The sequence below is a fragment of the Mesorhizobium sp. genome, assembly GCF_005063415.1.
Lineage (GTDB): Bacteria > Pseudomonadota > Alphaproteobacteria > Rhizobiales > Rhizobiaceae > Mesorhizobium.
Genome location: NZ_SUEG01000426.1, coordinates 1 through 230, shown reverse-complemented (window position 1 = coordinate 230; position 230 = coordinate 1). Strand labels below are relative to the sequence as shown.

General features: G+C 63.0%; 1 pseudogene. It reads left to right on the top strand.

Annotated elements, in window-relative coordinates:
• Nucleotides 1–71: pseudogene (locus E5W70_RS32910) on the top strand (recombination protein RecR); the annotation flags it as partial.
• Nucleotides 72–230: the final 159 nt, after the last annotated feature.

Genomic DNA, 230 nt, shown 5'->3' with positions numbered 1-230 from the left:
TCGGCGGCGAACTCGATTATCTCGACGAAGGCACGCTGGCTGCGGCGCTGCGCTCGCGGACGGCGTTTTGAGGCGAGTTGCGGGGAGGGTGTGAATGATGACCGCAAACTTGGCGTACAAACCTCTCAGATTGGCGTTGCTTTCCCTGTTTGCAGGCCTTGCCGCCTTCCTCCTCGCCACCCCCGCCTCCGCCACCAAGATCGACGACCAGTTCCGTGCCTGGCTTGGCA